Source organism: Methylobacterium sp. Leaf93, from assembly GCF_001422345.1.
In the GTDB taxonomy this organism is placed as follows: domain Bacteria; phylum Pseudomonadota; class Alphaproteobacteria; order Rhizobiales; family Beijerinckiaceae; genus Methylobacterium; species Methylobacterium bullatum.
Genome location: NZ_LMMS01000001.1, coordinates 209,773 through 235,727 on the forward strand (window position 1 = coordinate 209,773; position 25,955 = coordinate 235,727).

Genomic DNA, 25,955 nt, shown 5'->3' on the forward strand with positions numbered 1-25,955 from the left:
GCGTCCGGCGAGCGCGGGTCCCCTCGCCTGGAAGGAGAGGGAGCCTGCTCCGGGCATACCGACCGAAGCGATCGTCCGGAGCGGGTATGAGGCCGACCGGAATCGGTCTGATCCCGGCCGACGATGAGGCGAACTCATCGTCGGCCGCCCGCGCGACTGCGCTGCGGCGGGCGTCCGCCGAATGCGCTGAGAACGACCCTCGGTCGGGATCAACGCCGCTTGGTCCGAGAAGCGGGATCCGCTTTTCGGGCCGATTCTGTCAGCCTCGACCGCCGAGCCGCGCCGCCACGATGTCCCGGCCGATGAGGGGCAACAGGCCCGAGAGGTCCGGCCCGTGCTCCAGCCCTGTCACCGCGAGGCGGAGGGGCATGAACAGGGCCTTGCCCTTGGCGCCAGTTCGCTCCTTCACCGCATTGGTCCAGGCCTTCCAGGTCTGGCCGTCCCAGGGCTCGGGCGGCAGCACGTCCAGGGCGGCGGCGGCGAAGACCGCATCCGCGATGATCGGCGTCACCTCCCCGGCCACGATTCGCCACCATTCGGCGGCGTCCGCGACCTTGGTGAGGTTGGCCTGAATCACCGTCCAGAACGCCTGCGCGCGTTCCTCCGGGATGCCCATCGCGAGAAGGCGTTCGCGCGCCTCCTCATAGGGCATGGCATGGATCAGCCGGGCATTGAGCCCGTCGAGTTCCTGCGGATCGAACTTCGCGGGCGCCCGCGAGATATGGGAGAGATCGACCAGGGCGGCGAGTTCGTCGAGGCCAGGCACCGCGCGCACCGCCTCGGCCGAGCCGGTGAGCACGGCGAGAGAGCGCACCGCCCCGGGCTCGTAGCCCGCCTCGCGCAGGCCCCGGAGCGAGAGGTGGCCGAGGCGCTTCGACAGACCTTCGCCGTCGGCGGTCGTGAGAAGGTTGTGGTGGCCGAAGATCGGCACCGGCTGGTCCAGGGCCTCGAAGATCTGCACCTGCACGCCGGTATTGGTGACGTGGTCCTCGCCGCGGATGACATGGGTGATCCCCATCTCCGCGTCGTCCACCACGGAGGGCAGCGTGTAGAGGTAGCTGCCATCGGCGCGGATCAGCACCGGGTCCGAGAGTGAGGCGCAATCCACATGCGCCGGCCCGCGCACGAGATCGTCCCAGGTGACGGTGCGGGCATCGAGCTTGAAGCGCCAATGGGGCGTGCGCCCCTCGGCCTCCAGAGCCGCGCGCTCGTCATCGGTGAGGCCGAGCGCCGCCCGGTCGTAGATCGGCGGCTGGCCCCGTCCGAGCTGCCGCCGCCGGCGGCGCTCCAGTTCCTCCTGCGTCTCGTAGCAGGGATAGAGCCGGCCCGCCGCCTTCAGGCGCTCGGCCGCCGCATCGTGGATGGCGGAGCGGTCCGACTGGCGGGCGAAGAGATCGGGCACGATGCCGAGCCAGGCGAGGTCTTCCTCGATGGCGTTGGCGAATTCCTCCGTCGATCGCTCCCGGTCGGTGTCGTCGAGGCGCAGCAGGAAACGCCCGCCCCGCGCCCGCGCGAACAGAGCGTTCAGCAGCGCCGGGCGGGCGTTGCCGATATGGAGGTAGCCCGTGGGCGAGGGAGCGAAGCGGACGAGGGGGGCAGATGTCATGTCCGCCCTCTAGCCGATTTTCGAGTCTCTGGGGACTGTCGGCCCCGAGAGACTGTCAGTTCAGACGGGCCCCTCAGCTCCAGGCGTGGAACGGCGGGTTCACGCCGTTGAGGGCGTGGTTGCCGATGATGGCGTATTTCCAGCGCACCGGGTCGTGGAGGGTGTGGGTGCGGGCGTTGCGCCAGTGCCGGTCGAGGTTGCTCTCGGCGAGCGTCGAGCGGGTGCCGGCAAGCTCGAACAGCTTGCTGCTCGCCTGCACGGCGATCTCCGTGGTGAGCACCTTCGATTCGGCAACCGCGAGCTGGGCCGCAGCCACCGTTTCGGCACTCGGGTTGGCGACCGCCTCGTCGAGGGCGAGGCCGGCCCTGTCGAGGATGGCCTCGGCCGCATGGAGCCGGATCGTCAGCTCACCGATGGCCTGGATCGTGTAGGGGTCGTCGGAGGCGCGGTCCTGGCCGCTATCGACCCAGGGGCGGGTCTTGGTGCGCACGAACGCGATGGTGTCGTCGATGGCCTCGCGGGCGATGCCCGCATCCACCGCCGCCTGGATGATCTGGAAGATCGCCCCGTCGGAGCGCGGTTGCTCGTAGCCCTTCCAGGCCGGCACGAGATGGGTCTTGGGCACACGGACGTCGTCAATGAGGACGGTGCCGCTCGCCGTGGTCCGCTGCCCGAAGGCCGACCAGTCGTCGATGACGGTGAGGCCGGGGTCGCCCCTGTCGGCGATGGCGTACCAGGCGCGCCCCTCGCCATCGAGGGCGACGATGGGGACGAGATGGGCGAGCAATGCCCCCGTCGAATAGAACTTCTTGCCGCGCACGATGACGTGATCGCCGTCATCGACGAAATGGGTCTTGAAGTCGGTGGCGCGCGGGGTGCCGATCTCCGAGAAGGCATTGCCGAAGCGGGTGCCCTTGAGGACCTCGCCGAACAGCAGCGCCTGTTGCTCCGGGTCGGACACCGTACGGATCGCCGCTACGATGCCGAGGTGGTTCTGCGAGATCTGGCCGATCGAGGGGTCGGCGGCCGAGATGATGGCGACGACCTGCGCCAGGGTCTTATAGGACACCTCCGGCCCGCCGAAGGCCTTGGGCACGTTGATCGACCACAGCCCGCTCTGCGAGAACGCGTCGAGCTCGGCATAGGGCCGCCGGTTGGTCCGGTCACGCTCGGACGCGCCCTCGCGGAACTCCCTGGCGAGGGCATGGGCAACGCGGATCGCCTCGGCATCGTCGCGGATGACATAGGCGGGGGATGCCGGACGGGGAACCGGCGGCGCGCCCCGGGCGGTTTCGAGCGACTGGGCGCTGACGGCGATGTTCATGGATGGCTCCGAAGTCGAAGGGTGTCGCGCGGCGGCTCGCGCACTCTCCTCCCCCTTGTGGGGAGGAGTTGGAGGTGGGGGTGGCCCCGAAGATGTCGCGCCATATCCGGCACCACCCCCACCCTCGATCCCTCCCCACAAGGGGGAGGGAGGAGCGTTGCGTCAGCTCAGGCGGCCTCGGCCCGGCGCTCTAGCGCGGCCTCGAGCGCCCTCACCCTCGGGATGATGTGGGCACCGAAATAGGCGACGTCCTCCTGGAAATGCAGGAAGGCGAGGAGGGCGAGGTCGACGCCCGCATCCTTCAGGGCGACGATGCGCTCGGCGATCTGATCGGGCGTACCGATCAGGTTGGTCTTGAAGCCGTCATTGTACTGGACGAGGTCTTCGAAGCTCGATTTCGCCCAGTTGCCCTCCCCTTCCGGAGAGGCCTTACCGGCGTTCTTCACCTCGTGGCCGAAGGCCTTCACGGCATCGGGATCGGCGTTGTCGATGATCTCCTGGAGGACGGCGCGGGCCTCCTCCTCGGTGTCGCGGGCGATGACGAAGGCGTTGACGCCGACCTTCACCGAATGCCCGTTGGCCGAGGCCTTGGCCTGGATGTCGTCCACCTGCGCGCGGATGCCTTCCGGCGTGTTGCCGTTGGTGAAGTACCAGTCGGAGACGCGGGCGGCCATGTCGCGCGCGGCGCGTGACGAGCCACCCTGGAAAATCTCGGGCTGCGGGTCGGCCGGCTTCGGCTTCAGGGTGTAGTTGGTGTAGCGGTAGAAATCGCCGCGGAAGGTGAAGTCGTCCTGGGTCCAGATCCCGCGCAAGGAGCGGATGAACTCCTCGGAGCGGCGATAACGCTCGTCATGGTCGAGCCAGGGCTCGCCGATGGCGCGGAACTCGCCGGAGAACCAGCCCGACACGACGTTGATGGCGATGCGCCCGTTGGTGAGCTGGCTGATCGTGGCGATCTGCTTGGCGGCGATGGTCGGATTCCACGGGCCGGGCAGGAGCGCGGCGATGACCTTGAGCTTCGTGGTCACTGCCAGCAGGGCGTGGCTGAACGCCACCGATTCGTGCTGGAACTCAGCGCCGTAGCCGGCGGTGAAGCGAATCTGCGTCAGGGCGTAGTCGAACCCCGCCTCCTCCGCGATCTGGGCGAGCTTGCGGTTGTAGTCGGCATCCCAGCTGGTGCGCTGCTCGATCTTGCTGATGACGAGGCCACCGGACACGTTGGGCACCCAGTAGGCGAAACGGATCGGCTCCGGGGCGAGATGGTTCGGGAGAGTCATGCATCTATCCGCGAATTCGAGACATCGTGCGGCCTCGTCGATACCGCGACCGCAAGTGAATACATTATGATATCAAGCACAAGACGAAGATAAGCTTGCGTTGTAGCTTTGGTGTGCCGAATGTCTTACGAAGACGGGGCATAGTCAAAGGAAGAGAAATACTTTTTCTTGCGCCATGTCGGGACAATCTTCCGGCAAACCGGCCTCGAACGACACGATCGTGTTCCGGCAGGACCGGCATCGGCGGGGGCGCAGCATCTCAGGATGGCCGGTCCGCGAGGTTTTCCCGGGCGTCGACCTTTCCCGGTCACCGGAGCCTCCCGCACGGTGGCAAACGGCCCTAGCTATCGATGCGCCAGCGATGGTAATCCCCGCACTCAGAGGGCTTCACACACTCCCGGTCACGGTCGGTTCTCGCGCGGAGCACGATTGCGCAGGGGAGTCGTGTGAGAGACGCTCGATTGTGACGGACACGGGCTCGGCCCCGCCCCGAACGGGGCATGGCGGGGCATCTCGGATGACAGGTGGAACCCAGGCGATGACCGGCTTCGACGCTTCGACCTCTCCTTTCGCCGGACCGTCCTTGCCGCGTCCGTCATCGCAGCTCGTCACCGTCTTCGGCGGTTCCGGCTTCCTCGGGCGCCACGTGGTGCGGGCGCTGGCCAAGCGCGGCTATCGCATCCGCGTCGCCGTCCGCCGCCCCGACCTCGCGCTCTTCCTGCAGCCGCTGGGCAAGGTCGGGCAGATCGTCGCCGTCCAGGCGAACCTGCGCTATCCCGACTCCATCGCCCGGGCGGTGGAGGGTGCCGACGTGGTGGTGAACCTCGTGGGCATCCTACAGGAGAGCGGCAAGCAGAGCTTCCAGCGCCTCCAGGCCGAGGGGGCGGGCGAGATCGCCCGCGCGGCCGCCGGCGTCGGCGCGCCGGTCGTCCATGTCTCGGCCATCGGAGCGGACGCGCAGTCCGACTCCCTTTACGCGCGCTCGAAGGCGCTGGGCGAAGCGAACGTCCTGGCCGCCCAGCCCCGCTCGGTGATCCTGCGCCCCTCCCTGGTCTTCGGCCCCGGCGACAGCTTCTTCAACCGTTTCGCCTCGCTTGCCCGCGTGCTCCCGGTCCTGCCCCTGGCCGGCGCCGGCACGCACTTCCAGCCGGTCTTCGTCGGCGACGTGGCCGAGGCGGTCGCCCGTGCGGTGGACGGACAGGCCGAGGCGGGCCGGGTGTTCGAGCTCGGCGGCCCCGAAATCGAGACGCTCGACGCCCTCGTCCGCTACATGCTCAAGACCACCATGCGCCGCCGCCTCGTGGTCGACCTGCCCAAGCCCCTCGCCATGCTGCAGGCCCGTGTGATCGAGACCGTGGACACCCTGAGCCTCGGCCTGCTGCCGGACAGCCTCAAGCTCACGCGCGACCAGGTCACCCTGCTCCAGACCGACAACGTGGTCTCGGACGCGGCCAAGGCCGAGGGGCGGACCCTCGACGGCCTCCGCATCCTGCCCACCGCCATGGCGGCCGTCGTGCCGGGCTATCTCTGGACCTTCCGCAAGGCCGGCCAGTTCGCCAAGGAGACGATCACTATCTCCGAGGAGGAGGCCGCGGAGCCGTCATCCCCGCCGGTCACACGCCCGAGCGGTCCTCCGATCGGCCCCGACGCGACGGCCCCGAGCCGGATGGGCGTGCGGTGGGGGACGCGGGGCTGAGGCGACCCGCGCTCAACCGATCCGCTTGCGCACATCCGGTCCGGCCAGGGCCGCTTTCCGGCTCAACCTCTTGTGGACATGGACCATCAGGGCGATGCCGAAGAGCGGCGTCAGCAGGTTGAGGACGGGGACCACCATCAGGCCTGCCAGCATGGCGCCGGCGGTCATGGTGGTCAGGCCGAAATGCCGGCGCATGGCGCCCGCTTCCTGCATGGGCCGGAAGCGCCCGGCAGCGAGTTCGAAATACTCGCGCCCGAGGAGGTAGGTGTTGGCGAGGAAGAACGCCACGAGGTTCACGCCCGGCACGAAGAACAGGATCAGCGCCACGAGGTTCACCAGCAGGGCGAGGCCCGCGAAGCGCAGGGCGTAGAGCATCGCCGAGCCGATCGGCAGGGCTGTGCCCGGCGCGTCTTGGGGAAAGTCAGTGCGCTCCACGATGGCGGCGGCATCGTCGAGGAAGTAGCCCGCCACCAGGATCGAGACCGCCGGCATGACGTAGGCGAGGCCGATGAACAGGCCGGCGCCGGCGAAGAACACCGCCAGGGTATCGAGGAACGGGTAGCTCGCCGACAGGTGATGGTTGGCCAGGAACCAGTCGATCGCCTTGGTGAGGCCGGCCCAGATCAGGACGAGGAGCCCGAGGGTCAGGGCCAACGACTTCCACAGGATCGCGCGCAGGGGCGGCGAGAGCACCTGCTTGACCGCAGCGAAGGCCGCCTGAATGAGCATGGCGCCCGAATCCTTGAGTTCCGCGCGAGGGCGGGCGGCGTCCATCCGGGAGCCGCCGTCAACGCCGGGTTGTGGCGGCGGCGGCGTTGCGGCGCAACCCCGGCCGGCCCTACCGCGCTGAACCTTTTTGCCGCTGCCGCGCGTTCCTGCAGGAGACCCGCAAGAGATCGGCGCGGTTTGAGGCCATGCGATCCCTTCTCCCGTAACGGTCGGTAGAGACTCACGGGTCACTCTGCCGGCCTTCGGCCCATCACGACCCGCCCTCCCGGATGCCTGCCCACCGCATGATGCCGACACCCCGTCCCGCCCACGCGCATTTCCGGCCGAGCATCGCCCCGCGCCTCGCGCCACTGCCTGACCACGCAGATGTGATCGTCGTCGGCGCGGGTGCCGCCGGGATCGCCGCGGCGCGGACGCTCACGGAGCGCGGCGTCTCCGTGGCCGTGCTGGAGGCGCGCGACAGGGTCGGCGGGCGGCTGATCACCACGATGCTGCGGGGCCATCCGGTGGATCTCGGCGGGCACTGGCTCCATGCCGGCCCGATCAACCCGCTGGTGCGCCTGGGCGAGATCCGGGGCGAACCCTTGAGGATCGCCGCGCAGGAGGGGCATCTTTTGGTATCGGGGCGGAAGGGGCGCCCGGCCGAGGCCGCCGCCCATGCCCGCGCCTTCTCGGTGGCCGATCGCGCCCTGACAACCCAGGCCGGGTTCGGCGGCCCCGACCGCCCGGCTTCGAGCGCGCTCCCACCCGGCCTCGGCCCCTGGGCCGAGCGCATCGCCCTCGTCCATGGCCTCGTGTCGGGTCGCCCCCTGACGGACGTCTCCCTCCATGATTTTCCCAGCATGGAATACGGCGACAACCGTTTCATCGCCGGCGGCTTCGGCGGCTATCTCGCCCGCCTGGCGCAGGGGCTGCCCATCGCGCTGAACACGCCGGTGGTGCGCATCGACTGGTCGGGGACGGGCGTCGCCGTCGAGACGGCGGACGGATCGGTGCGACGGGCCAAGGCGGTGATCGTCACGATCCCGATGATGGTGCTGCGCGCCGCGCCGCTCTTCACCCCGTCCCTGCCGCCCGAGACGCGCGCGGCCATCGACGGATTCTCCAGCGGGATCTACGAACACGCCGTGCTGCACTGGCCCTCCGCGCCCTTCCTCGGTCGCGACCGCCTCGCCGCCCTGGTCGGCGGACGCCACAAGCCCCCCGGACTGCTCACCCGGGTGGACGGGACGCCGTTCCACTTCTTCGAGCTCGACACGCCGATGACCCGGGCCCTCGACGCACGGGACCGGCACCCGGATACCACCCGACGCCTCGTCCGCGCCGTCCTGGCGGAGCATCTCGGTCACCGCGCCCTGCACGACCTTGCCATTCCGGCGATCAGCGAATGGCGCCACGACCCCTGGTCGCTCGGTTCATGGGCCGTGGTCCCGCCCGGACACGCGCCGGCACGCGGACAGCTACAGGCCCCACTGGCCGACAAGGTCTGGTTCGCCGGAGAGGCGCTGTCCCGCCTGCAATGGGGAACCGCCGGCGGAGCCTATCAAGAAGGCATGAGAGCGGCCGCGGAGGCTGCGCATGTCGTCCAGACTTATCTCAAGTTGCGCGAACAGTAACGCCGAGCCTGACAAATGCCACGCCCTGATCGTAGTAATGCACTCAGTGATTGGATTAAGCTTCCCTCCATATTTCCAATTTATCACGAACCTGCGGAAATCGTGGGACCTCAGGCTTACTCCGAATGCTAGATGGGACAGTGATTCTCATTACGGACCGGCCCGACAGCAGTGAATTATTGCGCCACGAGCTGAGCCTCGTCGCGGACTGCAAAGTTCTTCGATTCGATTCAGCGATAGAGATGAAGCCGGTGCCCATCGGTGCGGTGTCGGATGTCACCCTGGACCGGCGCGACGCCGCCTCCGCCATGCGCAGGGCCTTCGCGCGGCTGAGGATCGCGGACGTTCCCGTCATCTGCCTTCTTCGGAACATGAGCGAGATCGGCATGCGCAATGCCAGGAATCTCGGCGCGACCTGCTGCCTCTCGGCTCTGACGAACCCCGCCATGGTCGCCCGCACGATGATGACGCAGGTGATCCAGGATCGCGCGGAGAAGCCGGCCCGGAGCATCGAGCGCGGCGTGGCACGGGCCACCGAAGTCCTGACCCGCCTGTTCGACGGGGCGCGGTCGAACGATCCGGTCCCCCTGACGCGGATCGATGCCAGCCTCGAACCGATCATCGCGGCGGTTCGCGAAGGTGGGTTGACCCGTTGGCTCGACCGGGTCTGGACGCATGACGACGCCACCTATCAGCATTGCCTGCTGGTGGCGGGCGTGGCCGCCAAGTTCTCGCTTCACCTCGGCTTCTCGGCCAGCGACCGCCATCACTTCGTCCGCGCCGCCTTGCTCCACGACCTCGGGAAAGCCCGGATTCCGCTGGAGATCCTCAACAAGCCTGGCCGGCTCGACGATGCCGAGATGGCGATCATGCGCACCCATCCGGTCATCGGCTACGAGAAGCTGAAGGAGTCCGGCTGCGATGCCCTCACCCTCGGCGCCGTTCGGCATCACCACGAGATGCTCGACGGTTCGGGCTATCCCGACCGCCTCAGCGGGGACTCCATCGGCGATACCGTGCGGCTAATGACGATCTGCGACATCTACTCGGCGCTGACCGAGAAACGCGCCTACAAGCCGGCCATGCCGAACGCCGTCGCCATGGCGATCCTCTCGGACATGAAGGGTCGGCTAGAGGACAGGCTGGTCCAGTCCTTCGGCGAGGCCATGGGGAACGGCTCGTGACGACGCCGAAACGGATCCCGGACGCGGCTCGGGACAGGGCGAAGGTCAGCCGAAGCCGCCCCGCTTGAGCCGCATCACGGTCCGATCCAGCGCGCCGAGATAGGCGGAGCGGTCTCGCACCGAGAAGGGTCGCGGGCCGCCCGTGACCGTGCCCGCCTCGCGCAAATCCTGCATCAGGTTGCGGGTGGCCAGGGCGAGACCGATCCCGCTCTCGCTGAAGGGTTTTCCATTGGGTGCCAGGACCTCGGCGCCCGCCTTCACGCAGCGGCTGGCGAGCGGCACGTCCGAGGTGACGACGACCGAACCCGGTCTCGCCCGTTCCGCGATCCAGTCGTCGGCGGCGTCGAAACCGTCGCTGACGACGACGCGCTCGATCCAGGGCTCGCGCGGCAGGGTGATGAAGCTGTTCGCCACCACGTAGACATGCAGGCCGTAGCGGCCGGCGACCCGGTAGGTCTCGTCCTTCACCGGGCAGGCATCGGCATCGATGAACACGACGATCGAACGGTCGGCGGCCGGCTCGCTCATGCGGACGCCGCCAAGGGCACGGCCGAGGGCGCGGTCACGGTCCGTCCGCCCTCGCTCACCTCGAGCGCCGGAGCCGTGCGCTCCAGGGTCGAGACCGCGAGGGGCTGGCCCCGGCCGCGCAGGGCATGGGCGCCGAGCGAGCGGGCATGAATACCCTCGGGCAGGCGCGGCAGGCGTGCGAGGAGATCGTCCGAGATCAGGATCTCGGTGCCCAAGGGCCGGCACAGGGCCTCGATCCGCGAGGTCACGTTCACCGTGTCGCCGAAATACGCGATCTTGTGCCGGTCGACCCCGACTTCCGCCGTGACGATGGAGCCGCCATGCAGCGCCGCCCGCAGGCGGGGCACCACACCGAAACGGGCTTGCCAGGCTGCCGCCTCGGCCTCGATCCTGTCGAGGACGTCGAACACGCAGGCGACGCAGCGCGCGTCCTTGAGACCCCGCTCCATCGGCCAGGTGATCATGGCCATGTCGCCGATGTAATCGTCGGTGGAACCGTGATTGCGGCGCACGGGCTCGGCCAGGGCGGCGAAGACCGCGCCGAGATAGGCCTGGGCCTTGAGGTCGCCATGGGTCTCGGCGAAGGCGGTGGAGCCGACGACGTCGAGGAAGAGGAAGATGCGGTCCTCGCGCACCGGCCGATGATAGCGGCCGACGAGGAAGTTCACGAATACCTCGCCGCCGATGAGATCGCGCATGCGGATGACGAAGACGAGCATCGCCGACACCGCCAGCGAATAGGCGAGTACCCGCGGGGTGATCTTGACGGCGTCCCTGAGCGCGTCCCCGGTCAGGCCGAGTGCCCAGACGACGAGGCCGCCGAGCGCGATGCCGCTGGCGATCATCAGGACATAGGCGAGCTCGGCCGTGAGGACGTAGATCTTGGCCGGCAACTGGCGCAGGCGCGCCTGAAGGCCGCCGAAGATCAGTCCACGGTCGAAGGCGAGGGTGGTCGCCCCCACCGCGAGGCCATAGATCACCCCGGCCAGCGGCGAGGCACCGTTGGCGAACAGCAGGTCGTAGAGGAGCCCGGCGCCGCTGCAGGCGACGAGAATGAGGATCCAGAACCAACGGTGCGGCGGCAGCATCAGACACCACCCCGGTCTGGCTCGTCACGAAGACGATGGCGTCGCGCGGGGAGAAGCAAGGCGTGGCATCCTTCGGAAGGCCATCGTCGGAGGGCGCGGACGAGGAACCGCGCCGAGACGATCGACCCACCTTGAACAACGGTCCATGATGGCGCGATTAAGGCCATGGGCCGTTAAGGCTGCCCTCGAAATTCATTGACCACCCGGAAGACCGTGAGATCTCCGTAACCGGGTACGCTTTAGGCTCGTTGTCAGACGGGCAGCTCTCACTGCTGCAACGCAGCTCGACCGCTTCAGAAGGCGCGCATCGCGATGAGCATGACGAATGCGAACTCAGACCCGACCGCTTCCGGGACACCGGCCATACGCCCGTTGGTCGCCCCGCGCGACATCCGCGCCATCGCGCGCGACCTCGGCTATTCGCCCGACTGGAACTGGAGCTGGGAGAACTACAAGAACACGATCGTCGCCCTCACCAACGAGTACGGCCTTCGCGACCATCTGGAGATCGGGGGCGGGCGCGACCCGGTCTTCCAGCCGCCGGAACTGGTCCGGCACGGGATCAAGGTGACGATCAACGACATCTCGCAGAAGGAGCTCGATCTCGCCCCGCCCGAATTCTCGAAACTCTGCTGCGACATCGCCTCGCCCTCCACCCTCGACGCCATCGGCCGCAACCGGTTCGACTTTACCTATTGCTCGATGGTCATGGAGCACGTGCCGGACGTGGCGCAGATGTGGCGCAACATCCATGGCCTCCTCCTGCCTGGCGGCGCGGCATTGAGCTTCTTTCCCACCCTGTTCGCCCCGCCCTTCGTGGCCAATCAGCTCATGCCGGAGGCCCTGTCGCGCGCCGTGCTCCATACCCTGTTCCCGGACCGCAGGGACGATGGCGACAATCCGAAATTCCCGGCGCATTACAATTACTGCCGGGGCAGCGAGGCGGCGATCGTACCGCTCCTGAAGGAGATCGGCTTCCGCGAGATCGTCGTGCTGCCGTTCTACGGCTACAGCTACTTCCACAAGCTGCCCGGCCTGCGCCAGATCGACGACGCGTTCACCCGCCTCGCCCGGAGCCGGGACTGGCGGACCTTCACGAGCTTCGCCTTCGTCATCGCGCGTAAATGACCATCACCCGGTCCGATGCGGTCATGAATGTCATCATCGTCGCCGACCACGCCTTCATCAACGGCGGGCAGGCGAAAGTCGCCATCGAGAGCGCGCTGGGCCTCGCCGGGCGCGGCCATCGGGTCGTGTTCTTCGCAGCCGTCGGCCCGGCCGATCCGCGTCTCGCGGCCGCCGGCATCGCGGTGATCGTGCTTGGCCAGACCGACGTGGCGCTCACCACTTCACTCGCCAGTTTCGGCGTGCAATGGCTCTGGAACCGGCCGGCGGCGCTCCGCCTTCAAGCGCTCCTCTCCGGCTACGATCCGGGCGACAGCGTCGTCCACGTCCATGGCTGGGCCAAGGCCCTGTCGCCCTCCATCGGACCGGTGCTGAAGGCGACGAGGGTGCCGGTGGTGTTCACCATGCACGAATACTACCTCGCCTGCCCCAATGGCGGCTTCTACGATTACCCGATCTCGGCCGCCTGCCACCGCACTCCGCTCTCACCCGCGTGCATCGCCTACAATTGCGACTCGCGGAGCTACGCCCGCAAACTGATGCGGGTCGGCCGCCACGCGCTGATGCGGGGGTCGGGGCTGGTGGGGAGTGCTGCCACCGTCATCACCATCAGCCGGCTGCAGAAGACCGTTCTCGCCCCCTACCTGCCGAAACGGACCCGCTATTTCGAGGTCTCGAACCCCGTCGACGCGGAGCCCCTCGGCCGCAAGGCGGATCGGCCGCTCGGCGACATCGTCTTCGTCGGGCGGGTCTCGCCCGAGAAGGGCGCGAACGTCTTCGCCGAGGCCGCCCGCCGCGCCGGGCAGACGGCCGTCTTCATCGGCGACGGCCCGCAGCGGGCGCAGCTGGAGTCCGAGTATCCGGAGGCCCGTTTCCTCGGCTGGAAGAACCCGGCCGAGGTCAAGGCGCTGATGCGCGCGGCCCGCGCCCTTGTCTTTCCCTCGGTCTGGTACGAGGGCCAGCCCCTCACCGTGCTCGAAGCCCTGGCGGCGGGGACGCCGGTGATCGTCAGCGACATCTGCGCCGGCCGGGAGGCGGTGGAGGACGGCGTCAACGGTCTCTGGTTCGCCTCGGGCAAACCGGATTCCCTCGCCGCCGCCCTCATGCGTCTTTCCGACGACGCGGAGGCACGCCGCATGTCGAATGCCGCCTACGACCTGTTCTGGGCCGATCCGCTGACCCTCGACCGGCATCTCGACGGCATCGAGGCGGTCTACCGAAGCCGCCTCGCCTCCGTGCCCTCCCCCTCGACCAGCCGGGCCAGCCACGCCTGAACCGCCGCGACGTCGGCCTGGCCGAGCCCGTGCCCGGCCGGCTGGAGGTCGTGCGCGACATCCGCCCCGGCCCGGCCGAGGATACCCGCGAGACGCGCGGCGTTCCCGGCCGGCACGATCGGATCGGCCATGCCCGACAGCATCAGCACGGGCGTGCCGGTCAGGTCGGGAACGGGCGGTTCCGCGAGCGGCATCATCGGCCGGAGCAGCGCCGCGCCCGCCAGCACGCCCGGATGGAGCAGGAGAAGGGCGGCGGCGATGTTGGCGCCGTTGGAGAAGCCGAGCGCCACCGGTGCGGCGATCCCGTAGGCCTCACGGGCCTCCGCGACGAAGTCCGCGAGATCCCGTGCCCGCCGCCGCAGATCGGCCTCGTCGAAGACACCCTCGGCGAGACGGCGGAAGAAGCGCGGCATGCCGTTCTCCAGGACAGGCCCGCGGGGCGACAGCAGGGCGGAGCCCGGCGAGACGGCGCGCCCCAGGGGCAGCAGGTCGCTCTCGTCGCCGCCGGTGCCGTGGAGCAGCAGGAGCGGAGGCGAGCCGGCCACGGTCGCGGGCTCGAAACGGTGAGTGAAGGACAGCTTGGTCATGACGGCCTCGCGAAGAGTGCGTGGGAACCGCCCCTCCTCACGGAGGGGCGGCCATGTCAGGCGATGACGGGGAGAACCTCCTCGATCCGCGCGCGGTGCGCTTCGAGGAAGGCGGGGAGCTTGAGCGCCTGGCCCAAGGCCTCGGCCGGCTCGTCGACGGCGAAGCCCGGGATGTCGGTGGCGATCTCGAACAGCACGCCGCCGGGCTCGCGGAAGTAGACCGAGCGGAAATAGGCGCGGTCCCGCTGCTCGGTCACCTGGAGGCCGTGGGTGCCGGTGAGATCGGCCACCATGGACGCCTGCTCGGCATCGTCCTTCGCCCGGAAGGCGATGTGATGGACCGAGCCGGCACCGGGCCGGCCGCGCAGGAACTCGCCCACCGCCCGGAGGGTGACGAACCCGCCGACGCCGTTGCCATTGGCGTAGCGGGTCATCGCTCCGTCGCGTCCGCTCTCGGAGAAGCCGAACACCCCGGTGAGGATCCGCGCCGTGGGCTCCGCCTCGTTGAGGAGCAGGGTGACGCCGTGGAAGCCCCGGATGGCGTGCTCGGCCGGAACCTCGGCGCCGGTCCGGGTAGGCGCTGCCTCGGTGGCCTCGTCGACCCCGACCAGGGCCAGCACCATCCCGTCGGGATCGCGCAGGCGGAGGACCGGCTCGCCGAAGAGCTGCACCAGGACGTCGTGGTCGACGCCCTTCTCGATCAGCCGGTGAGTCCACCAGCCGATGGAGGCGCGGGGAACGCGGAAGGCGGTCTCCTGTGTCTCGCCGATCCCGACCCGTCCCCGCGCGGCATGGGCGAGGGGAAAGAACGTCAGGATCGTGCCGGGCCGTCCGGCCTCGTCGCCGTAATAGAGGTGATAGGTCGAGGGATCGTCGAAATTGACGGTCTTCTTCACCAGGCGCAGGCCGAGGACGCGCTGGTAGAAATCGAGGTTGCGCTGAATGTCGCTGGCATAGGCGGTGACGTGGTGCAGGCCGTTATCGGACATGATCGTGTCTCCCGGACGCGCTGGCCGGTGGAGGGCCACCGCGCCGCTTCGTGATGACGACAATCTGGGGCTTGGCATGACGCATGAAAACAGAAACGATGGAAACCTATCGTTTCTGGAAATGCGCCTATGAAACTGCCGGATTTCGAAGCCTGGGCGATCTTCGCCAAAGTCGCCGAGACGGGTGCGTTCGGGCGGGCGGCGGATGACCTGGGCCTGTCGAAGGCCACGGTCTCGAAGGCGATCACCCGCCTCGAAGCCCGGATCGGTGGCCGCCTGTTCCACCGGACCTCGCGCAAGATCGCCCTGACGGAACTTGGCCATGCGGCGCGGGAGGGAGCCGCGCGCATCCTCGCGGAGGGCGAGGCGGCGGAAGCCCAGGCCACGGCCTCGTCCTCGGTTCCGCGCGGCATGGTGAGGCTGGCCGCCCCCATGTCGTTCGGGATCCTCCACGTGGCGCCGATCCTTCCGGATTTCCTGGGCCAGTATCCGGAGGTCTCGGTGGATCTCCATCTCAGCGATGCGTTGGTCGATCTCGTGGGCGGGGGCTTCGATATCGGCCTGCGCATCGCCGCGCTGGCCGATTCCTCCCTGCGGGCGCGGCGCCTCTGCCTCGTGAACCGCGCCCTCGTGGCATCGCCGGATTATCTCGACCGGCATGGCCGGCCGGAGCATCCGCGCGACCTCGCCCACCATCCCTGCCTCGGCTACGCCTACCTGCCGAGCCCGGACCGCTGGATCTTCACCAGCCATGAGGGCGAGGAAGCGGTCATCGTCCCTGCCGGGCCGCTGCGGGCCAACAATGCCGACGCCCTGACCCCCGCCCTTCGCGCCGGGCTCGGTTTCGCCGTCCAGCCGGATTTCATGGTCTGGGAGGATCTTCGGGCCGGGCGGCTCGAACGGGTGCTGCAGGGTTGGGACCTGCCGCCCATCGCCCTGCATCTGGTGACGCCGCCGGGCGACCCGCGCCCCGCCCGCGTCCTCGCGCTCATCGCCTTCCTGGCGGCCCGGTTCGCGGCGGCGCCCTGGTCGAACGGCGCCGCCGTACAGCCCTGAGGCCGCGATCAGAGCACGATATGCGGGCCGACCGCGTCTTCGTGGAGCGGCGAGAGAAAGGCCGCGCCGATGCCGTTGTCGAACCGGCGGGCGACCTTGGCCCTGGTCCTGCCGATGACGATCAGAGTGCCGACGTCGAGGGGCTCTTCCATGGAAACGGCGACCCCCGATGCCGAGAGGTTGATGACACGGCCCGGCAGCATCGATCCGGCCTCGGTCGTGACCAGCACGTCTTGGATCTCCGGCACGATGCGCGGAAAGGCGCGCGTCACCAGGGGCGGGGGATTTTGCGATTTCGCGACGCTGAGGAGGCTCTGCACCACGAGCCCGAGGGGATGGTCGGCGCTCAGAACCCGTATGGCGAAGGCGGATGTCTCCGCTCGCACGACGATGGCTTCGAGAGATCCGGCATGGCGGATACTGCAGGTCAGTCGCTCATCGACGGCGGGCACGACCGAGGACTTGAAACGAATTCCGTCCGAGGAGAGATCGTCGGTGACCGCATAGAAATTCTGCCGATGCCGCCCCCAGCAAAGAGCTGGCAGGATGACCTTGTATCGCGCCTCCGACCGCCTGTCGCTCATCGCATTCCTTGTTGCGTCGAGCCTTCCTATGCTGGCGAGTCTTCAGGCGAAGCTTTCACGATCGAGAGAATTCGATTCAATATCCTGCATCAACAACTCGATCCACAGCTATTACACGTAAGGCGAGTGAGGCGGATCGGATTAGGCTCCGCCGCCCGACCGGCCGCCCCCCGCCAGGCCATGCACTTTGATGCGGGAGGCGAGGGTCGTCGGCTTGACGCCCAGCAGTTCGGCCGCCCCTCCGGCCCCGAAGACGCGGCCCTTGGCGAGGATGAGGGCGGCCGAGATGTCGGCCCGGTCGCGTGCCCTTCGCTCGGCCTCGGTGGCGGGGGTGATGCCGGGCGAGACCGCGCCCTGCGGGCGTCGCCCCTCGACGGGACCGGCGCTCTCGGTCTCGGGCAGGTCGAACCGCAACCGCCCGCGCACGGCGAGGATCGCCGCCCGCTCGACGATGTTCTCCAGCTCGCGGACATTGCCGGGCCAGTCGTAGCGCGCGAGGCGGCGGACATCGCCTTCCGTGAGACGCAGGTCGGGCATGGCGAGGCGTCGGGCCACGCCCTTCAGGAAGTGCTGGGCGATGAGGGGAATGTCCTCGGGCCGCTCGCGCAGGGGCACGGCCGCGATGGGAAAGACGTTGAGGCGGAAGTAGAGATCCTCGCGAAAGCGCCCCCGCTTCACCTCGGCCTTGAGGTCGCGGTTGGTGGCGGCCACGAGGCGTACGTCGACGATACGGGTCCGTTCCTCGCCGACCCTTTCGAATTGCCGCTCCTGCAGCACGCGCAGGAGCTTGCCCTGCAGGTCGATGGGAATTTCCCCGACCTCGTCGAGGAACAGGGTGCCGCCATCGGCGAGTTCGAACCGCCCGACCCGGTCGCGCAGGGCGCCGGTGAAGGCGCCCCTGGCGTGGCCGAAGAACTCGCTCTCGAACAGCTCGCGCGGGATCGCCGCGCAATTCACCCGGATCAGGGGCCGGTCCCGGCGGCGGCTGGCCTCGTGGATGGCGCGGGCGATGAGCTCCTTGCCGGTGCCGGATTCGCCGGTGACGAGGACGGTGGCGTCGGTGCCGGCCACGAGGTCGATCTGCCGGAGGGTCGCCTCGATGGCCGGCGAGCGGCCGATGATGCCCTGGTGGTGCCCGCCCTCGCGGATTTCCTCGCGCAGATAGGCGTTCTCGAGCTCCAGGCGCTGGCGCAGGGAATCGACCTCCGCCAGGGCCTGGCGCAGACGCTCGTCGGCCTCTCGCCGCTGGCTGATGTCGCGGAACACGATGACCGCGCCGAGGAGCCGGCCCCGGTCGCGGATCGGCGTCGAGGTGTATTCCACGAAAATCGGCGTGCCGTCCCGGCGCCAGAACACCTCGGTGTCGACCTGATGCACGGCCCCATCGCGGAAGGCGGCGTAGATCGGGCAATCCTGATGCGGGTAATGGCAGCCATCCGGGTGGCTGTGGTGGACGGTGGCATGCATGTCGCGCCCGACGAGATCGGCCGCGTCCCAGCCCAGCATCCGCTCGGCCGCCGGGTTGATGAAGGTGGTGATGCCCTCGGCATTGACCCCGTAGATGCCTTCGCCGGCCGCGCGCAGGATCAGCTGGTTCTCGCGCTCGATATCGCGGAAGATCCGCTCCATCCGCTGCCACTCGGTCAGGCCGGCCCGCATATGCGCATCGGCCTCCGTATCCACGAGGCGGCGGCGGCGCTCGTCGAGGTCGAACAGGCTGACGAGAAGGAGCGCCGGCTCGCCTGGCAGGATCGTGCCGCTATACTCCACATGGAGACCGTGCCCCTCCGCGTGCCTCGGCGAGAGGGCGTGGGTCCAGTCGCGGCCCCGCGCCTGCACGGCCTGGGTGAAGACGATCAGCGTCGGCACCTGATCGGGATGAAGGCCGGTGACGCGCATGCCCCGCAGGACATCGGGATCGTAGCCGAGCAGCCGCGCGGCCGCCGGGTTGGCGTCCCGGATCTCGTCGGCCACCGGATCGAGCACCAGCATCGCCTCCGCCGCCCTGTCGAAGGCGGGGCCATAGGGCGAGGCGGGCGGCGCGACCGATCTTTCCATCACGATATCTCGTAGCATACGTCACGAAAAATCGTAATCAACGATATTTCGTAATTTTTTCATTCATATCAAACTATTGTTCCAATTGTGCTTTTTATTGGAATCGCGGCTGGCACAGCGTTTGCCATGACGAGACCGTCTCCGCAGAAAGGTCCGCGACATGGCGCTCTTCGACGATCCGTTCAACGCCCGGCTGACCTTGAAGCGCGGGGGCTGCTCCTGCGGAAACCACCGCGATCAAGCCGCGCACGATGCCGACGCTCCGTCCGGCGACGCCGCGATCACGCGGGCCGTCGAAGGGGCGGTGATGCGGGCCCTGTTCCCGGAGGATGCGCAGCGGCGCGCCTTCCTGAGGAGCGTCGGGGCGGCGACGGCGCTGGCCGCCGTGAGCCAGTTTTTCCCGACGAAGTTCGTGGCCGAGGCCTTCGCGCAAGGGGCGAAGCCCGAGAAGACCGATCTCAAGGTCGGTTTCATCCCGATCACCTGCGCCACGCCGATCATCATGGCGAAACCCATGGGCTTCTACGAGAAGCAGGGGCTGAACGTGGAGGTGGTGAAGACCGCCGGCTGGGCGGTGATCCGCGACAAGACCCTGAACAAGGAATACGACGCCGCCCACATGCTGGCGCCGATGCCCATCGCCATCTCCCTCGGCGTCGGATCGAACCCCGTTCCCTACACGATGCCGGCGGTGGAGAACGTCAACGGCCAGGCGATCACCCTGGCCATGAAGCACAAGGACAGGCGCGACCCGAAAAGCTGGAAGGGCTTCAAGCTCGCGGTGCCCTTCGACTATTCGATGCACAATTACCTGCTGCGCTACTACCTCGCGGAGGCCGGGATCGACCCCGATACCGACGTGCAGATCCGCGCCGTCCCACCGCCGGACATGGTCGCCAACCTGCGTGCCGACAATATCGACGGTTTCCTGGCGCCCGACCCGGTCAACCAGCGCGCGGTCTATGACGGCGTCGGCTTCATCCACATCCTGTCGAAGGAGATCTGGGACCGGCACCCGTGCTGCGCCTTCGCGGCCTCGCAGGATTTCGTCACCCAGACCCCGAACACCTACGCCGCCCTGCTCCGCGCCGTGATCGAGGCGACGGTCTATGCCTCGAAGATCGAGAACCGCAAGGAGATCGCCGCGCAGATCGCGCCGGCCAACTACCTCAACCAGCCGGTGACGGTGGTGGAACAGGTGCTCACCGGAACCTTCGCCGACGGCCTGGGCAACGTCCGCAAGGTGCCCGACCGCGTCGATTTCGACGCCTTCCCGTGGTCGTCCTTCGCGGTGTGGATCATGACGCAGATGAAGCGCTGGGGTCAGATCAAGGGCGATGTCGATTACAAGGCGGTGGCCGAGAAGGTCTATCTCGCCACCGACGCCGCGAGATTGATGAAGGAGGCCGGCCTCACCCCGCCGACGGCCACCTCGAAATCCTTCTCGGTGATGGGCAAGGCCTTCGATCCGGCCAAACCTGAGGAGTACCTGAACTCCTTCGCGATCAAGCGGGCGGGCTGAGCCATGAAGGCCTCCCTCTCGCTCCGCGCCGGCATCGTCTCCCTGGCCGTCCTCGCCGCCTTCCTGCTGCTCTGGCAGATCGCGGTGGGCGGGGTCGCCAAGACCGAGGCCATGGACCCGGAATACGCGGCCCTCATGGGTGCGAGCGCCACAACCGGAAAATCGGCGATGCCGGGCCCCCTCGACGTCGCCGCCACCGCCTGGAAGCACCTCAAGGACCCGTTCTACGATCGCGGTCCCAACGACAAGGGGCTCGGCATCCAGCTCGCCTATTCCATCGGCCGGGTGGCGCTGGGCTACGGGCTCGCGGTGCTGGTGGCCATCCCCATCGGCTTCCTCATCGGCATGTCGCCGCTGATGGGCCGGGCGCTCGACCCGTTCATCCAGCTCCTGAAGCCGGTCTCGCCGCTCGCATGGATGCCGCTCGCCCTCTACACGATCAAGGATTCGAGCCTGTCGGCGATCTTCGTGATCTTCATCTGCTCGCTCTGGCCGATGCTGATCAACACCGCCTTCGGTGTCGCCGGAACGCGCAAGGAATGGCTCAACGTCGCCCGGACCCTGGAGGTCGGGCCGATCCGCCGGGCCTTCACGGTGATCCTGCCGGCCGCCGCGCCCACCATCCTCACCGGCATGCGCATCTCCATCGGCATCGCCTGGCTCGTCATCGTGGCGGCCGAGATGCTCGTGGGCGGAACCGGCATCGGCTACTTCGTCTGGAACGAGTGGAACAACCTCTCGATCACCAATGTGATCGTCTCGATCCTGGTCATCGGTCTCGTGGGCATGATCCTCGACCAGTTGCTGGCGCGCGCCCAGCGCCTCGTCACCTTCCCCGAGTGAGGCCGCGCCCATGAGCAAGCTCATCCCCTTTTCGCGGCGCTCCACGAGCGCCGCTCCCGACCCCGATGCCGGGACCAGCCGCATGTCGTCGTCTGAGAAGTTCATCTCCATCGAGGGGATCGCCCGGCGCTATCCCGCCCCCGGGGCCAAGCCAAACACCGTATTCGAGAACCTGTGGCTGCCCATGCGGCGGGGCGAGTTCGTCTGCATGATCGGCCATTCCGGCTGCGGCAAGACCACGGTGCTCAACATCCTGGCCGGGCTGGAGGCGCCGAGCGAGGGCGTCGTCATCGTCGACGGGCAGGCGATCGAGGGGACGAGCCTCGACCGGGCAGTGATCTTCCAGGGGCATGCCCTGCTGCCCTGGCGCACGGTGCTCGGCAACGTCGCCTACGCGGTCTCCTCGCGCTGGCGCAAGGCGTCCCGCGCCGAGGTGGAGGAGCGTGCCCGCAAGGCCATCGCCACGGTGGGCCTCGCCGGCTCCGAGCACAAGCGCCCCTCGGAACTCTCGGGCGGCATGAAGCAGCGCGTCGGCATCGCCAGGGCGCTCGCTATCGAGCCCAAGATCCTGCTCATGGACGAGCCGTTCTCGGCGCTGGACGCGCTCACGCGGGGCACCCTGCAAGACGAGGTGCGCCGCATCTGCATCGAGACCGGCCAGACCGTCTTCATGATCACCCACGACGTCGATGAATCGATCTACCTCGCCGACCGCATCGTGCTGATGACCAACGGCCCCGAGGCCAAGGTGGCCGAGATCGTCGAGAACCCGCTGCCCAAGCACCGCGAACGCGCGAACCTCCATCACGCCCCGGGCTACTACGCCCTGCGCAACCACCTGATGGACTTCCTCGTCAGCCGCTCGAAGACCCTGCGGGACGCCATGCCCGCCGGCTACGACCAGCGCCACCCGCCGGTGGTGCGACCGGGTTCGGACGGGCCGGCGCCGATCCCCGTCCCCGCCGCCTCGTGAATCCGCGGCTCTCGGATCCGCGCGCCGCCTCTCACCCACGTTCCTTCATCGGAGACCTCACATGAAGCGCGAAGACCTCACGGAAAAGCTCCTCGACATCAAGCGCGAGAAGGGCTGGACCTGGAAACACATCCAGGCCGAGATCGGCGGACTCTCGCCGATCCTCATCACCGCCGCCTGCATGGGACAGATGAAGCTGCCGAAGGCCCAGGCGAAGAAGGCGGCGGAGCTGTTCGGCCTGTCCGAATCCGAGGAGCGGATGCTGAACGAGGCGCCCTATCGCGGCTCGATCCCGCAGATGCCGCCCACCGACCCGCTGATCTACCGCTTCTATGAACTGGTGATGGTCTACGGCACCACCTGGAAAGAACTGATCCAAGAGGATTTCGGTGACGGCATCATGTCGGCGATCGATTTCAACATGACCATGGAACGAGAGCCCAACAACAAGGGCGACCGGGTGAAGATGAACCTTTCCGGAAAGTTTTTACCGTATAAATATTATGACAACGAAGAAGGCGTGCCGGATTACGGCTTCAAGGAGCCGTAAATCTGCGGCCATACTTCGAAAGCGTTCTAGACTGTAGCGGCACCGCGGCTTCAAAGGAGGCCGCGGTGACTTTTCTCACGCGCGGCGAGTCGACGGCGGAGGGGGTTTCGTGCTGATTGCGGAGACTTGGCCGCACGCACGGCCCTCCCCCTCGGAGATTGTTTCCGCATGAACCTCAACGCGATCTCGTCAACCTGGGCACCCCGGCTTCTCAGCGTCCTGCGCATCGTCGCCGGTGTGCTGTTCCTCGAGCACGGAACGCAGAAGCTGTTCGGGTTTCCCGTGCGCATGGGCGGCGGGGCGGCACCGGCGCTGTTCACCCTCATCTGGTTCGCGGCCGTCCTCGAGATCGTAGGCGGCGCACTGATCATCCTGGGCCTGTTCACGCGGCCGGTGGCGTTCATCCTCTCCGGCCAGATGGCCTTCGCCTATTTCATCGCCCATGCGCCCAAGAGCCAGTTCCCGGCCCTCAATGGCGGCGACGCGGCCATCCTGTTCTGCTTCCTCTTCCTCTACCTCGCCGCGGCCGGCGCCGGTCCGTGGAGCCTCGACGCGCAGCGCCGCGGGCGGTTCTGAGCCGGGGCTCGGGGCTTGCGCCGGCGATGCCCGGCCGGATCGATCGGAGGGGCCGCGCTCCATCCGATCCAGAGACGATCCCTGCCGTACGGCGTCCCCTGAAGCCGGCGGGCGTGTCGCCTTCACGCTCGCGCCGGGCGCGGCCGATGCCCGGTTGTCGAGGTGACGGAGGCGGGTCGCATACAGAGTCAGGTCGCATGGCGCCTGACGAAACTCCGGGGCCGCGCGTCGGGGGGCCGGCGTGATGACGGAGGAGCCTGCCGACGACCGGCGCATCCGCGTCGTCGCCGTGGCCGTGCAGAAGGGCGGCACCGGCAAGACGAGCCTCGCCGCTTCCCTGTCCGTGGCGGCGGCGGAGGACGGCGAACGCGTGATCGCCTTCGACCTCGATCCGCAGGGGTCGCTGGCCGGCTGGGGCGCCCTGCGCCGCAAGGACGGAGTGGCCGTCGAGCGCATCCAGGCCTGGGAGATCGGGCAGATGCCCGAGATCCTGGAAGGCTGCCGCGAGAACGGAACCACCCTCGTCGTCATCGACACCGCCGGCTCCGCCACGGGTCTGGCCCCGGCTCTGCGCATGGCCGACCTCGTGGTCGTGCCGGTGCGCCCGTCGCGGCTCGACCTCGTGGCCGCGAGGCCAACCCTCCAGACACTCGTCGGCCTCGGGATGCGGAACCGGCTCGCCCTCGTTCTCAACCAATGTCCGCCCCCGCCCTCCCCGCGCACGGATGCCTATGCGGCGCAGCTGCGCTCGCTAGGCGTGCTGGCCGAACCCAGCATCGTGCACCGGGTGGATCACCAGGACGCCGTGGCCTCCGGCCTCGGCGTCACCGAATACGCGCCCCGCGGCCGGGCCGCCGAGGAGATCCGTGCCCTGTGGGGCTGGCTCGACGCGAAGATGAGCCGATCGGGTGCGGAAGCATCCTGACCGGATTCGCATTGGCGAACCGACCCGTCACCGCGCCTTGATTTTTTTTGAAGCCTGCCTGATCGGCTCGCGGCGAATACTCATGGCAGAGTCGATCATCCAAGCAGACCTCCTCATCCTGAGGCGCCGGAGCGTATCGGAGGCCTCGAAGGGGGCCTCCAATCAGCGCACGCTCCCTGGAAGCCTCCTTCGAGGCCGCTATGCGGCACCTCAGGATGAGGTGAAGCCTTGGACGAACACCGCAAACAAGCTCTGTCGATGTCTCGGGTTTCAGGACGCGAAACCCGCTCAGCGCTCCCCGAATGCCGCCAGGATGCGCGCCCAGGAGCGGGTGCCCTTGTGGAAGCTCTTAAGGTCGTACTTCTCGTTGGGCGAGTGGATGCGGTCGTCGTCGAGGCCGAAGCCGATGAGGAGCGTGTTGCGGTCGAGCAGCCGCTTGAAATCGCCGACGATGGGGATCGAGCCGCCCGCGCCGATGGTCACGGCCGGCACGCCCCATTCCTCGGCGAGCGCCCCCCTCGCGATGTCCAGTTCGGGCATGTCGAAGGGCAGGCTGATGGCGCGGCTGCCCTTGTAGCAGATCACCTCCACCGAGCAGTCCGACGGGATGCGCTCCCGCACGAAGGCCTCGAAGGTCTTCGCGAGTTGCTCGGGGTCCTGATCGTCCACGAGGCGGAACGAGACCTTGGCACTGGCCTCCCCCGCGATGACCGTCTTGGTGCCCTCGCCGGTATAGCCGCCGATGATGCCGTTGACGTCGCAGGCCGGGCGCGACTGGATCAGCTCGATCAGCATGCGCCCGCGCTCGCCGGCAGGCTCCTTGAGGCCGATTGGGCCGAGGAACTTCTCGGCCGTGAAGTCGAGCCCGCGCCACTGCTCCAGAATGTCGGCGGGCGTCTCGCGCACGCCGTCGTAGAAGCCCGGCAGGGCCACTCTTCCATCCGAATCGTGTAGGTCGGCGATGATTGTCGACAGGACGTGGATCGGGTTGCGCGCGGCACCTCCGAAGAAGCCCGAATGCAGGTCACGGTCGGCGCATGTGACCTTCACCTCGAAATAGGCGAGGCCCCGAAGCGACGTGGTGATGGCCGGCGTGGTCGGGTTCCACATGCTGGTGTCGCAGACGAGGACGATGTCGGCGGCAAGCTTGTCGCGGTTGGCCGCGACCCATTCGGGCAGGCCTTGAGAGCCATTCTCCTCGGCGCCCTCGATGAGCAGGGTGACGCCGCAGGGCAGTTCGCCCTCCATGGCGATGAAGGCGCGGCAGGCCTCGACGAAGGTCATGACCTGACCTTTGTCGTCGGAGGCGCCGCGCGCCACGATCTGCTTGTCGCCCTTGGCGTTCACCGAGATGCGCGGCTCGAAGGGCGGCGTCTCCCAGAGGTTCAATGGGTCCACCGGCTGCACGTCGTAATGGCCGTAGAACAGCACGTGCGGCTTGCCGGGTTTCGGCGCATGGGCCAGCACCACCGGATGCAGCGAAGTCTCGTGGATGGCCGTCTCGAACCCGAGCGCCGTCAGATTGCCCTCGAGCCACTGCGCCGCGTCGCGGCAATGCCCGGCATAGGCCGGATCGGTGGAGATCGACGGGATCCGCAGGAAGGCGAACAACCGCTCCAGGGCATTGTCGAGGTCGCGGTCGATGTCGTTGAGAACCGGGTCGAGGGCGGCCATCGCGCGTCCTTGTGGCAAGCGGGGATGGCGACAGGGTTAACCGAGGGGATGGGCGGGCGCAAACCGACGTGAGGGTCGTTACGAGGTTTAGTCAGGGCAGCTTCATATCATTCCCCAGAGATATCTGCGCAGAACATGACCTTACCTCCATGGCTCATCAGACACGGACGA

General features: G+C 68.1%; 23 protein-coding genes. 12 read left to right on the forward strand and 11 right to left on the reverse strand.

What is annotated here, in order from left to right; genetic code table 11:
• Positions 1-259: 259 nt before the first annotated feature.
• From gltX to sfnG, 3 genes are all read right to left on the reverse strand, one after another.
• On the reverse strand, positions 260-1,606 hold the full coding sequence (gene gltX / locus ASF26_RS00970; protein WP_056248235.1) for a glutamate--tRNA ligase: 1,347 nt from the start codon (positions 1,604-1,606) through the stop codon (positions 260-262).
• Between the two features lie 73 nt (positions 1,607-1,679).
• On the reverse strand, positions 1,680-2,930 hold the full coding sequence (locus ASF26_RS00975) for an SfnB family sulfur acquisition oxidoreductase (protein ID WP_056248238.1): 1,251 nt from the start codon (positions 2,928-2,930) through the stop codon (positions 1,680-1,682).
• A 167-nt stretch (positions 2,931-3,097) separates the two neighbouring features.
• The gene (sfnG, locus tag ASF26_RS00980) at positions 3,098-4,207 is read right to left on the reverse strand and encodes a dimethylsulfone monooxygenase SfnG (RefSeq protein ID WP_056248241.1); all 1,110 of its coding nucleotides are present in this window, start codon (positions 4,205-4,207) and stop codon (positions 3,098-3,100) included.
• Positions 4,208-4,745: 538 nt separating this feature from the next.
• Between sfnG and ASF26_RS00985 the strand changes: the two genes are divergently transcribed.
• The gene (locus ASF26_RS00985) at positions 4,746-5,903 is read left to right on the forward strand and encodes a complex I NDUFA9 subunit family protein (RefSeq protein ID WP_056248246.1); all 1,158 of its coding nucleotides are present in this window, start codon (positions 4,746-4,748) and stop codon (positions 5,901-5,903) included.
• 12 nt (positions 5,904-5,915) lie between these two features.
• On the opposite strand, the gene ASF26_RS00990 is transcribed toward ASF26_RS00985, so the two are convergent.
• Positions 5,916-6,632: a sulfate transporter family protein gene (locus ASF26_RS00990; protein ID WP_056249691.1), complete on the reverse strand. Its 717-nt coding sequence runs from the start codon at positions 6,630-6,632 to the stop codon at positions 5,916-5,918.
• A 284-nt stretch (positions 6,633-6,916) separates the two neighbouring features.
• On the opposite strand from ASF26_RS00990, the gene ASF26_RS00995 reads away from it, so the two are divergent.
• The gene (locus ASF26_RS00995; RefSeq protein WP_056248248.1) at positions 6,917-8,248 is read left to right on the forward strand and encodes an NAD(P)/FAD-dependent oxidoreductase; all 1,332 of its coding nucleotides are present in this window, start codon (positions 6,917-6,919) and stop codon (positions 8,246-8,248) included.
• A 242-nt stretch (positions 8,249-8,490) separates the two neighbouring features.
• Positions 8,491-9,432, forward strand: a complete 942-nt coding sequence (locus ASF26_RS01000; protein WP_244475783.1) for an HD domain-containing phosphohydrolase — start codon at positions 8,491-8,493, stop codon at positions 9,430-9,432.
• 45 nt (positions 9,433-9,477) lie between these two features.
• Here the strand turns inward: ASF26_RS01000 and ASF26_RS01005 are convergent, their stop codons facing one another.
• Together ASF26_RS01005 and ASF26_RS01010 are read right to left on the reverse strand one after the other, a co-directional pair.
• Entirely contained in the window at positions 9,478-9,960 is a 483-nt protein-coding gene (locus tag ASF26_RS01005; RefSeq protein WP_056248255.1) for a YaiI/YqxD family protein, read from the reverse strand.
• A complete protein-coding gene (locus ASF26_RS01010) occupies positions 9,957-11,048 on the reverse strand; it encodes an adenylate/guanylate cyclase domain-containing protein (RefSeq protein WP_056248258.1) in 1,092 nt (363 codons plus the stop codon). The genes ASF26_RS01005 and ASF26_RS01010 overlap by 4 nt, the downstream gene beginning before the upstream one ends.
• A 312-nt stretch (positions 11,049-11,360) precedes the next feature.
• Between ASF26_RS01010 and ASF26_RS01015 the strand changes: the two genes are divergently transcribed.
• Together ASF26_RS01015 and ASF26_RS01020 are read left to right on the forward strand one after the other, a co-directional pair.
• Entirely contained in the window at positions 11,361-12,176 is an 816-nt protein-coding gene (locus ASF26_RS01015; RefSeq protein WP_244475784.1) for a methyltransferase domain-containing protein, read from the forward strand.
• A gap of 23 nt (positions 12,177-12,199) precedes the next feature.
• Positions 12,200-13,447, forward strand: coding sequence for a glycosyltransferase family 4 protein (locus ASF26_RS01020; RefSeq protein ID WP_056249700.1), 1,248 nt, complete (start codon positions 12,200-12,202; stop codon positions 13,445-13,447).
• On the opposite strand, the gene ASF26_RS01025 is transcribed toward ASF26_RS01020, so the two are convergent.
• Both ASF26_RS01025 and ASF26_RS01030 read right to left on the reverse strand, forming a co-directional pair.
• A complete protein-coding gene (locus ASF26_RS01025) occupies positions 13,387-14,034 on the reverse strand; it encodes an alpha/beta hydrolase (protein WP_056248263.1) in 648 nt (215 codons plus the stop codon). The genes ASF26_RS01020 and ASF26_RS01025 overlap by 61 nt on opposite strands.
• A gap of 56 nt (positions 14,035-14,090) precedes the next feature.
• Positions 14,091-15,023 (reverse strand): ring-cleaving dioxygenase, encoded by a 933-nt coding sequence (locus ASF26_RS01030; RefSeq protein WP_056248267.1) that lies wholly within the window; start codon positions 15,021-15,023, stop codon positions 14,091-14,093.
• A 129-nt stretch (positions 15,024-15,152) separates the two neighbouring features.
• On the opposite strand from ASF26_RS01030, the gene ASF26_RS01035 reads away from it, so the two are divergent.
• Positions 15,153-16,079 (forward strand): LysR family transcriptional regulator, encoded by a 927-nt coding sequence (locus ASF26_RS01035; protein WP_056248270.1) that lies wholly within the window; start codon positions 15,153-15,155, stop codon positions 16,077-16,079.
• Positions 16,080-16,087: 8 nt separating this feature from the next.
• Here ASF26_RS01035 and ASF26_RS01040 read toward each other — a convergent pair whose 3' ends face one another.
• Positions 16,088-16,663 carry a PilZ domain-containing protein gene (locus ASF26_RS01040; protein ID WP_056248273.1) on the reverse strand — a complete coding sequence of 192 codons (576 nt, stop codon included), beginning with the start codon at positions 16,661-16,663 and terminating at the stop codon, positions 16,088-16,090.
• Positions 16,664-16,804: 141 nt separating this feature from the next.
• Complete coding sequence (locus tag ASF26_RS01045) at positions 16,805-18,721, reverse strand: sigma 54-interacting transcriptional regulator (RefSeq protein ID WP_056248277.1); 1,917 nt, start codon at positions 18,719-18,721, stop codon at positions 16,805-16,807.
• A gap of 160 nt (positions 18,722-18,881) precedes the next feature.
• Here ASF26_RS01045 and ASF26_RS01050 point away from each other — a divergent pair, with 160 nt between their 5' ends.
• The 6 genes from ASF26_RS01050 to ASF26_RS01075 all read left to right on the forward strand — a co-directional run bounded on the left by ASF26_RS01050 (position 18,882) and on the right by ASF26_RS01075 (position 24,110).
• Positions 18,882-20,243: a CmpA/NrtA family ABC transporter substrate-binding protein gene (locus ASF26_RS01050; protein ID WP_056248279.1), complete on the forward strand. Its 1,362-nt coding sequence runs from the start codon at positions 18,882-18,884 to the stop codon at positions 20,241-20,243.
• Between the two features lie 3 nt (positions 20,244-20,246).
• Positions 20,247-21,086, forward strand: coding sequence for a nitrate ABC transporter permease (gene ntrB, locus ASF26_RS01055; RefSeq protein ID WP_027170993.1), 840 nt, complete (start codon positions 20,247-20,249; stop codon positions 21,084-21,086).
• A 10-nt stretch (positions 21,087-21,096) separates the two neighbouring features.
• Positions 21,097-22,059: an ABC transporter ATP-binding protein gene (locus tag ASF26_RS01060; RefSeq protein WP_056248282.1), complete on the forward strand. Its 963-nt coding sequence runs from the start codon at positions 21,097-21,099 to the stop codon at positions 22,057-22,059.
• A 61-nt stretch (positions 22,060-22,120) separates the two neighbouring features.
• Positions 22,121-22,609, forward strand: coding sequence for a cyanase (gene cynS, locus ASF26_RS01065; protein WP_056248285.1), 489 nt, complete (start codon positions 22,121-22,123; stop codon positions 22,607-22,609).
• A gap of 168 nt (positions 22,610-22,777) precedes the next feature.
• On the forward strand, positions 22,778-23,185 hold the full coding sequence (locus tag ASF26_RS01070) for a DoxX family protein (RefSeq protein WP_056248288.1): 408 nt from the start codon (positions 22,778-22,780) through the stop codon (positions 23,183-23,185).
• Positions 23,186-23,429: 244 nt separating this feature from the next.
• A complete protein-coding gene (locus ASF26_RS01075) occupies positions 23,430-24,110 on the forward strand; it encodes an AAA family ATPase (RefSeq protein ID WP_056248290.1) in 681 nt (226 codons plus the stop codon).
• A 288-nt stretch (positions 24,111-24,398) separates the two neighbouring features.
• Here the strand turns inward: ASF26_RS01075 and ASF26_RS01080 are convergent, their stop codons facing one another.
• Positions 24,399-25,784 carry a dipeptidase gene (locus ASF26_RS01080; RefSeq protein ID WP_056248294.1) on the reverse strand — a complete coding sequence of 462 codons (1,386 nt, stop codon included), beginning with the start codon at positions 25,782-25,784 and terminating at the stop codon, positions 24,399-24,401.
• Positions 25,785-25,955 lie beyond the last annotated feature (171 nt).